This window comes from Actibacterium sp., assembly GCF_041584535.1.
GTDB lineage: Bacteria > Pseudomonadota > Alphaproteobacteria > Rhodobacterales > Rhodobacteraceae > Actibacterium_D.
On sequence record NZ_JBFHDW010000105.1, the window covers coordinates 1 to 8,488 of the forward strand.

Below are 8,488 nucleotides of genomic sequence, written 5' to 3' on the forward strand. Positions count from 1 at the left end.
TCGACCCCGGCCTGCGGGATCGCGATGATCGCGGCATCCACGCCTTTCGGCAGATCCGCGACCGACGCCACGCAGGGCAGACCGTCGATCTGGTCCTGCTTGGGATTCACCGGATAGATGTCGCCCGCATAGTTGAACCGCCGCAGCGTAGCCAGCGCCCGGGCCCCCATCGAAGCGGGATTGGCCGAGGCGCCGATAATGGCGATGGATTTCGGCGAGAGCAGGCGCCGGATATCCGGTGCCTTTTCTTTTTCAGAAGATGTATCCGCCGCCATAAGAGTTTAATCCTCGCGCTTGTAGGCCCCAAGGCCCGGCTTATAGGATTTCTCGTCAAGGAATTGCGAAATCCCCTGCAGCATCCCTTTGGTCGGATCGAACAGAGTCGCCTGAGCCGCTTTGGCCGACAGGTAATCCTCGGCGGTTTCCCAGTTCATTTCGTCGGCATGTTTATAGGCCAGCTTGGCCGCGTTCAGAACAACCGGGTTTTTCTGCATCAGGATCTTGGCCAGTTCAACCGTGCGCGCGCGCAGCTTGTCCGCCGGAAGAACCTCGTTCACCAGACCCATTTCCTTGGCCTTTTTGCCGTCAAAGGGTTCGCCGGTCATGATGTAATACAGGCAATCGGCCTGATTCATCTTGGCCGCGACCGAACGGGTCACGTTGCCGCCGGGGATGATGCCCCAGTTGACTTCGGACAGGCCGAACTGTGCATCTTCTGCGGCCAGCGACAGATCGCAGGACACCAGCGGCACAAAGGCGCCGCCGAACAGCCAGCCGTTGACCATGGCGATGGTCGGCTTGAGGTAATACATCAGCCGCTTGCGCTGCCAATGGAAGGTCTGGTTGCGAATGCGCAATTGCTGAATCGGAGGCAGCTTTTGAACTTCACGGAAGAATTCCTTCAGGTCCATGCCTGCCGACCAGCTGTCGCCCGATCCGGTCAGAACCAGAACCTTGCAGCGGTCATCGCCTTCCAGCTTGTCCAGAACCTCTTCCATTTCAAGGTTCAGTTCCGGGCTCATGGCGTTGCGCTTGTCAGGCCGGTTGAAATAGACCCAGGCGATTCCGTCCTCGAACTCGACCTTCACGGTCTTGTTCTTGTAGACGGGAAGGCCCGCGCTGGTATTTGCCTCGGTCATTGTGATGCTCCCTTTGTGCGTAGGCTCTGAATCCCTGAGCCCGAATAACTGTCAAAGCGCCCCATGGATCGGGGCGGCTCTGGTTGATAAGGTAACATTAGGGAAAGCCGATCCCCTATCGCAATGGAGCAGTTACCTATTCAGGCTGTAGCGTTCAGATTACATGACAGCAGGGGCACCCGGCGACGGGATAGGGGCGGATCAGGTCGTAGCCTTTTGGCTATGGCTTCCATAGCAGGATGATACGTTGCCTGAAGTTCGGCAAGTGTCGTTAAATATAGGCTGACCGGGGGAATTTCCCGGAAATCTGTTTTGAATACGGGGTTTCCCATGCGCCGCGACGCGACACGCATCTGACTAACGCCCCCGACGCATCACCCAAGGGAGGGGTTCCAATGGCGACGACGAAAGAAGACAATGACTTGATGACTTTGGTCGAGGGCGAAGCGCCGCTTGGCCAGATGTTGCGTCAACATTACTGGTTGCCGGCAATTCCCGGCGAAAAGCTGGAATCAGATGGCCGCCCGTATCGCGTGCGGCTTTTGGGCGAAAACTATGTGGTTTTCCGCAACACCGATGGCGATGTCGGCATTCTGGACGAGCTTTGCCCGCACCGCCGCGCCTCGCTGGCGCTGGGCCAGAACCGCGAAAACGGGCTGCGCTGCATCTATCACGGCTGGAAATTCGATATCGAAGGCAATCTGGTCGATGCCCCCAACGTCGAAAACAATCAGGAGCAATTCTGCAAGTCGGTAAAGGTGAACCGTTATCGCGCTGTCGAGCGCGGCGGAATCATCTGGGTCTGGCTGGGCAAGGGCACCGAAGCCCCGGCGTTTCCGGCGCTGCCGTTTGTCGATCTGCCGCCCGAACAGCGGTCAGTGACCTCGGCCGAAGTGAAAACCAACTGGCTGCAGGGCGTCGAGGCGTCGATGGATACGACTCATGTGTCCTTCCTGCACAGCTCGACCGTTGAGCTGGGCGGCAACACTCAGCGCAAGAACATGACCAAGGCCCGGTCGGCCAAGCTGGAGTTTCAGGACCGGCCCTATGGGTTCCGCTATGCCGCGATCCGCGACATCGGCAGCGACAAATCCTATGTGCGGGTGAACAACTTTGTCATGCCGTGGTATGCGGTGATCTGCCCGCCCGAAGAAAACGGCCCTTCGACCGTGTTCTTTTCGGTGCCGGTCGATGACACCACCCACCGCGCATGGTTCGTGCATTTCAACCAATTCCGCCCGCTGGGCCTGACGCCGCTCAGCATGACTTCGGACAGCTGGAACTGGCCGCCGAACCCGCCGGGCAGCCCGGACGAAAACTGGGGCCAGAACCGCGAAGTGATGGCACGCGGCCATTTCTCGGGCTTCCCGCAGCATCTTGCGACCGAGGATTTCGCCATGTTCCTGTCTCAGGGGCCGGTGCACGATCGCACCAAGGAACAGCTGTGTTCGTCGGACGGGGCGCTGCTGCGTGTGCGGCACCAGATCCTGAAATCGGTCAAGGAATACTCGGCCGGGGAAACGCCGAAACTGGCCGAAAGCACCGAAGAGGATTACACCACGGCCGTTTCCGTCGGGATGGAAACCGACAAGGGCGCGGCTTGGAAAACGCTGGTCAAATAAACTGACAGCAAGATGCGGGCGGGGCGTGTCCCTGCCCGTATTTCGCGCGAACGGAAGTCGACAATGCCCCATACCAACGATCCCACCGAAACGTATATGGCCCAGGTCGCGGCGATTGAAACGCCTGCGCCGGGTATCCGGCTGATTCATCTGTCGGCCTCGGAAGATGCGCCTTTGCCGGGCTTTGATCCGGGGGCGCATATCTCGGTGCGTATTCCGCCCAATGGCGGGGATCGTCCGTTCGAGATGTGGCGCAGCTATTCGCTGATCGCCTTTCCCGAGGACGTGGATCAGAATGCCAGCCACCCGCGCCGCCGCTATCTGATCGGCGTGCTGCGCGAGGCCGAGGGCAAGGGCGGCTCGCGCTATATGCATGACGACCTGTCCCTTGGTCAGTCGCTGACGCTGCGCCTGCCGCCGAACGGATTCTCGCTTGAACCGCCGCGCAACGGCATTCAGTTCGTGGCCGGGGGAATTGGCGTTACGCCGCTGATTTCGATGGCGTCATGGATGTCTGCCGCCGGTGCCGATTGCGACCTGCACTATACCTGCCGCACCCACGCCCAGCATATCCTGAAGGAAGAGCTGAACGCGCTGCCCGGTGCCAACCTGCATCTTTATGCTGACGAAGACCCCAAGGCCAAATTTTCAGTCGATGCGTTTCTGGACGGGCTTCAGGTCAACACGCCGATCTATGTCTGCGGTCCTGCCGGTCTGATCGATGCGGTGATTCAGGGCGCGCTGGCGCGCAAATGGTCCGAGGACCAACTGCATTCCGAATTGTTCGCCGAAGCTGGCCCGGTCGAGGGCGATGAGGCCTTCGAGGTCGAGATCGCCAGCTCGGGCGAGGTTCTGACCGTTCCGGCTGACCGCACCCTGCTGGACGTGCTGGAAGAATCCGGCGCCTTTGTCATGTATGACTGTCGTCAGGGCCATTGCGGCCTGTGCTCGGTGCCGGTGCTGTCCGGCGAAATCGTGCATCACGACATTTTCCTCAGCGACGATCAAAAGGCGCAGGGCGATATCATTCAGGCCTGTGTCTCGCGGGGCAAAGGGCGGTTGGTGCTTGATCTGTAACGACCGGCACGCCTAGTCGGGAATATAGGCCATGATCTCGCACTGAATCTGGATCGGGGCGGGGAACTTGTTCTCCAGCACATGCCGCGCCGGGCGGCTGGTCTCGTCCGGGAACATGTTCAGCCATTCCACGTTCAACGCATCCCGCGCGCCGCGATCCGCCATCCAGACCGTCATTTTCACGATGTGATCGGTGCTGCCGCCCGCGGCCTGAACCACCGCGGACAGGTTGTCGAACATGTTGCGGCATTGCTCGGACAAGTCTTGCGGGATCTGGCCGGTCGCACGATCGACCCCGATGATCCCGCCGGAATGCAGCAGCGGCCCAACCTTCGATGCCGTCGGGATCGGCGCGCCTTTGTGGCCCAGACCGTCAACATGGATCGTGGTGCGAAGCGACATGGCCGTCTCCTCAGAACTTGAATTTCGGGTCCAGCCAGTCGCGCATCGCGTCGCCATACAGGTTGAACGCAAAGACTGACAGGCTGATGGCAAGACCGGGGAAAATGATGACCCAGGGCGCCGTCAGGAAGAACTGGCTGGCATTGCCCGACAGCATCAGGCCCCAGGCCGGGGTCGGCTCGGTCACGCCAAGGCCCAGAAACGACAGCGCCGCCTCAAGCAGGATCGCCTGCGCGATATAGGCGGTCAGCAGGATCAGGAACGGTGCGACAAGGTTCGGCGCCATGTGCCGCAGGATGATGCGGCGGTGATTGAACCCCAGCGCACGGGCCGCATCCACATAGGGCATGACCGCGATCTGCAAAGACGCCGACCGGATCACCCGCGAGACCTTGGGGATCATCGGGATCGAGATTGCCAGAACAAGGTTCATATCCACCCCGAACACCGGATTCCGGCCCAGCACCGCAACAACGACAAGCGCCAGCACGATGATCGGAAACGACAGCAGGACGTCCATCAGCCGTTGAATAATGAAATCCACGCGGCCGCCGAAATAGGCCGAGCTCATACCGACGATACCGCCGATCGAGCACCCGATCAGCGACGCCGACAGCGAAATGATCATCGCGGTTCGGGCGCCGTAGATCAGTCGGGACAGGATATCGCGGCCGAAATCATCGGTGCCCATCCAGTGCTCAAGACTGGGCGGGGCGAAGGTGGACATATAGTTGATCTCAAGCGGATCATAGGGGGCGACCCATTCCGCAAAGATCCCGGCAAAGCCGATGGTCAGGATCACCAACGCGCCCACGGTTCCGAACGGCTGTTCCCGGACGAACTGCGAGGCGGCATGAAGGATACGCTTGTAAAGCGGCGGGGCAGAAAGAGAGGCGCTGACGTTACTCATGTGTCTCACTCCAATTCGATACGCGGGTCGAGCGCCGCATACAGCAGGTCGACAATCAGGTTGATCAGCATGAAGAACACGGCGGTGACCATCACCAGACCCTGAATCATCATGAAATCGCTGCGTTGCACGGCGTCGATAAACAAGCGGCCAACGCCATTCAGGTTAAAGACCTGCTCGGTCACGACCAGCCCGCCGATCAGCAGCGCGAACTCGATCCCGATCACGGTGATGGCGGGCAACAGCGCGTTGCGCAGCGCATGACGGCGCACGACCAGCGCCTCGCGCACGCCCTTGGCGCGGGCGGTGCGGATATAGTCCTCGTTCATCACCTCCAGCAGCGATGACCGGATCATCCGCGCAATCAGCGACGCAAGCCGATACCCGACCGAGACCGCTGGCCAGAACAACAGCGACAGGTTCTGAACCGGGTCTTTGTGGAATGGCACAAAGGCCAGAGGTGGCGCCCAATGGAACACCGCAAGCAGGGTCATCAATATCAACAGCCCCAGCCAGAATGAGGGAATGGCGATGCCACCAATGGTCAGCACCCGCACAACCTGATCAATGACCGTGCCGTTATAAACAGCCGCCAAAGTCCCCAGCGGAACCGCAACCAGAATGGCCATCAACGTGCTTAGAACCGCCGTTTCAAGGGTGATCGGCATCCGCGACGCGATTTCATGGATCACCGGCTTTTCGGTCCACAGCGACGTGCCCAGATCCAGACGCACCACGCCCCACAACCAATCGACCAGTTGCAGCGCATAGGGCTTGTCCAGCCCCAGCCGGGCGCGCTCGGCGTCCATGATGTCTTGCGGAACCAGCGACCCGGTGGCCGAACCATATTTGATTTCGACGATGTCGCCGGGCACCACGCGAACCAGAATAAAGATCAGAATCGCCACGCCCAAAAGCGTCGGGATCATCATCAGGATTCGTTTAGCAGCATATTTCAGCATCAAACTTCTCCGCTGTTGGTTTTGAAACAGGCAACCCGATGGCCCGGTTCGTGGTCTTCCAGCCGCGGAATCCGCGTGCGGCAAAAGTCGTCGGCCAACGGGCAGCGTGCGGCGAATTTACAGCCCTTGGCAAAAGCCGGGGCGCTGGTGATGTCGCCCTTGATGATCCGCGCATTGCGGGTCTTTTCGATCGTCGGATCGGGGATCGGCACCGCGTCCAGCAACAGCTTAGTATAGGGGTGCTGGGGGCGCTCGAAAATCTGGTCTCGATCACCGATTTCCACCACCTCGCCCAGATACATCACCACCACCCGATGCGAGATGTGGCGCACCACCGCCAGATCATGCGCAATGAACAGATAGGCGATGCCCAGCTTTTCGCGCAGATCTTCCAGCAGGTTGATGATCTGACCCTGAATCGAAACATCCAGCGCCGAGACCGCCTCGTCGCAGACGATGCAATCGGGCTCCATCGCCAGGGCGCGGGCAATCCCGACGCGCTGACGCTGACCGCCGGACAGCTGATGCGGATACCGGACGGCGAAATGCGCTGGCAGGCCGACTTGCTCAAGCAGTTCGATCACCCGTGCCTGACGCTCTTGCCGGGTCGGGAACAGCCGGTAATAAGCCAGCGGTTCCGAGATGATCTGAGCGATGGTCATCCGCGGGTTCAGCGAACTGAACGGGTCCTGAAAGATCACCTGCAACTTGCGCCGGATCTGGCGCATTTCGTTGATATCGGCGGCGGCAATATCGGTGCCGCCATATCGGATCGCGCCCTCGCTGGGATCGGTCAGGCCCAGAATCATCCGGCCGACCGTGGTTTTGCCACAGCCGGATTCACCGACCAGACCCAGGGTTTCGCCCTTCATGATGTCGAAATTGACGTCATTGACCGCGCGCATCGCGCCGAAATTCTTGCTCAGCCCCTCGACGCTGACCAGCACCTGATCGCTGGTCTGCGGGTCCGGAACACCCTTGGCCGCGGCCGCGTGCTGGGCACCATGCCACGGCAGGCCACCGGCCTCGATTTCGTCCAGACGATGACAGGCCGACAGCCCCCCGGCGGCGGTGCCGCGAAGCACCGGGGGCTTGCTGCACAGGTCGATCGCATGCGGACAGCGTTCAGCAAAGCGGCACCCGACAGGCGGGCGCAGCATGTTCGGCGGCAGGCCGGTGATGGTTTCCAACTTGCGCATCTTCGGCTCGTCCAGACGCGGAACCGAGCTGAGCAAACCCATGGTGTAAGGGTGCCGGGGCCGATGAAAGATTTCCTCGGCGGTCGAGGATTCAGTGATCTCGCCAGCATACATCACGGTGACGCGCTCGGCATAGCGGGCGACAATGCCAAGGTTGTGTGTGATCACCACCAAGGCGATGTTCAGCTCACGGGCCAGCTTTTTCATCAGCTCCAGAATCTGAGCCTGAATGGTAACATCCAGCGCCGTCGTCGGTTCGTCGGCGATGATCAGTTTCGGATTGCAGGACAGACCGATGGCGATCATCACCCGCTGGCGCATGCCGCCGGAAAATTCATGCGGGTATTGCTTCAGCCGGTCTTCGGGGTTGGTGATGCCGACCAGACCCAGCAATTCGACCGCGCGGGCGCGGGCTTGTTCGCCGTTCATGCCCAAATGGATAATCAGCGGCTCCATCAACTGATAGCCGATGGTCATCATCGGGTTCAGCGACGACATCGGTTCCTGAAAGATCATGCTGATCTGGTGGCCGCGAATACGGCGCATTTCGTCTTCGGGCAGGTCCAGCAGGTTGCGGCCCTCGAACAGAATGCGGCCTTTGGGAACGCGGGCGTTGCGCTTGGGCAGTAGCCGCATCACCGAAAGCGCCGTCACCGACTTGCCCGATCCGGATTCCCCGACGATCGCCACCAGCTCGCCCGGCTTGACGTGGAACGAGACCGCCTCGACCGCGCGCAAGCGCCCGGCGCTGGTTTCGAACTCGACATGCAGGTCTTCGACGCTCAGCAACGCGGCGTCGGCCAAATCCGCAGCAGGGACAAGGTCTTGAATGGCGCCAGACGCCATTTGCTCGGTATGGGCCAACCGGTTTCCTCCCTTTCGCGGCATCGGGGCGCGCACGAAAAACGCCCACCTCCGAAACCGGTATTCTTTTGACTTCGAGAACATCTAACACTTAGGCCGCTCGGCCTTGCAACCGGTCACATGCCTATCTAAGCTGTAACAAATAAGTTTCACCTTTGCAGGAGGAGCGAAGGATGATCCCTCTTACATTTCGCCGTCTAGAGGTCTTTATCGCCGTCGTTGACGCCGGCAGCTTTGTCGGGGCTGCTGACAAGCTGGGTATCAGTCACCCCTCGGTTTCGAACCATGTTCGGGCCTTGGAAGACATGATGAA

General features: G+C 60.3%; 9 protein-coding genes. 3 read left to right on the plus strand and 6 right to left on the minus strand.

The features are described from left to right. Both ABYW26_RS06990 and ABYW26_RS06995 read right to left on the minus strand, forming a co-directional pair. The coding region (locus ABYW26_RS06990; protein WP_372604058.1) for a CoA-binding protein at nucleotides 1–275 on the minus strand (275 nt) is incomplete at its 3' end. Between the two features lie 6 nt (nucleotides 276–281). Next, nucleotides 282–1,139: a p-hydroxycinnamoyl CoA hydratase/lyase gene (locus tag ABYW26_RS06995; RefSeq protein ID WP_372604059.1), complete on the minus strand. Its 858-nt coding sequence runs from the start codon at nucleotides 1,137–1,139 to the stop codon at nucleotides 282–284. Nucleotides 1,140–1,534: 395 nt separating this feature from the next. Here ABYW26_RS06995 and ABYW26_RS07000 point away from each other — a divergent pair, with 395 nt between their 5' ends. Both ABYW26_RS07000 and ABYW26_RS07005 read left to right on the plus strand, forming a co-directional pair. Next, nucleotides 1,535–2,761 carry a Rieske 2Fe-2S domain-containing protein gene (locus ABYW26_RS07000; RefSeq protein ID WP_372604060.1) on the plus strand — a complete coding sequence of 409 codons (1,227 nt, stop codon included), beginning with the start codon at nucleotides 1,535–1,537 and terminating at the stop codon, nucleotides 2,759–2,761. A 63-nt stretch (nucleotides 2,762–2,824) separates the two neighbouring features. After that, entirely contained in the window at nucleotides 2,825–3,838 is a 1,014-nt protein-coding gene (locus ABYW26_RS07005) for a 2Fe-2S iron-sulfur cluster-binding protein (protein WP_372604061.1), read from the plus strand. A gap of 12 nt (nucleotides 3,839–3,850) precedes the next feature. Here ABYW26_RS07005 and ABYW26_RS07010 read toward each other — a convergent pair whose 3' ends face one another. Genes ABYW26_RS07010 through ABYW26_RS07025 form a run of 4 tightly spaced genes read right to left on the minus strand, consistent with a single transcriptional unit; the run spans nucleotide 3,851 to nucleotide 8,175 of the window. Then, nucleotides 3,851–4,240, minus strand: coding sequence for a RidA family protein (locus tag ABYW26_RS07010; protein ID WP_372604062.1), 390 nt, complete (start codon nucleotides 4,238–4,240; stop codon nucleotides 3,851–3,853). 10 nt (nucleotides 4,241–4,250) lie between these two features. Beyond that, nucleotides 4,251–5,150 (minus strand): ABC transporter permease, encoded by a 900-nt coding sequence (locus tag ABYW26_RS07015; RefSeq protein ID WP_372604063.1) that lies wholly within the window; start codon nucleotides 5,148–5,150, stop codon nucleotides 4,251–4,253. Between the two features lie 5 nt (nucleotides 5,151–5,155). Further along, nucleotides 5,156–6,112 carry an ABC transporter permease gene (locus tag ABYW26_RS07020; RefSeq protein ID WP_372604064.1) on the minus strand — a complete coding sequence of 319 codons (957 nt, stop codon included), beginning with the start codon at nucleotides 6,110–6,112 and terminating at the stop codon, nucleotides 5,156–5,158. Continuing rightward, nucleotides 6,112–8,175, minus strand: a complete 2,064-nt coding sequence (locus tag ABYW26_RS07025) for a dipeptide ABC transporter ATP-binding protein (RefSeq protein ID WP_372604065.1) — start codon at nucleotides 8,173–8,175, stop codon at nucleotides 6,112–6,114. Before ABYW26_RS07025 ends, ABYW26_RS07020 begins: the two co-directional genes overlap by 1 nt. A 173-nt stretch (nucleotides 8,176–8,348) precedes the next feature. On the opposite strand from ABYW26_RS07025, the gene ABYW26_RS07030 reads away from it, so the two are divergent. Continuing rightward, nucleotides 8,349–8,488 (plus strand): LysR family transcriptional regulator (locus ABYW26_RS07030; RefSeq protein WP_372604066.1); only part of this gene is annotated, 140 nt, incomplete at its 3' end.

Coding starts and splice junctions, on each gene's coding strand:
- ABYW26_RS06995 (WP_372604059.1), bottom strand. CDS start 1,139: ATGACCGAGGCAAATACCAGCGCGGGCCTTCCCGTCTACAAGAACAAG.
- ABYW26_RS07000 (WP_372604060.1), top strand. CDS start 1,535: ATGGCGACGACGAAAGAAGACAATGACTTGATGACTTTGGTCGAGGGC.
- ABYW26_RS07005 (WP_372604061.1), top strand. CDS start 2,825: ATGCCCCATACCAACGATCCCACCGAAACGTATATGGCCCAGGTCGCG.
- ABYW26_RS07010 (WP_372604062.1), bottom strand. CDS start 4,240: ATGTCGCTTCGCACCACGATCCATGTTGACGGTCTGGGCCACAAAGGC.
- ABYW26_RS07015 (WP_372604063.1), bottom strand. CDS start 5,150: ATGAGTAACGTCAGCGCCTCTCTTTCTGCCCCGCCGCTTTACAAGCGT.
- ABYW26_RS07020 (WP_372604064.1), bottom strand. CDS start 6,112: ATGCTGAAATATGCTGCTAAACGAATCCTGATGATGATCCCGACGCTT.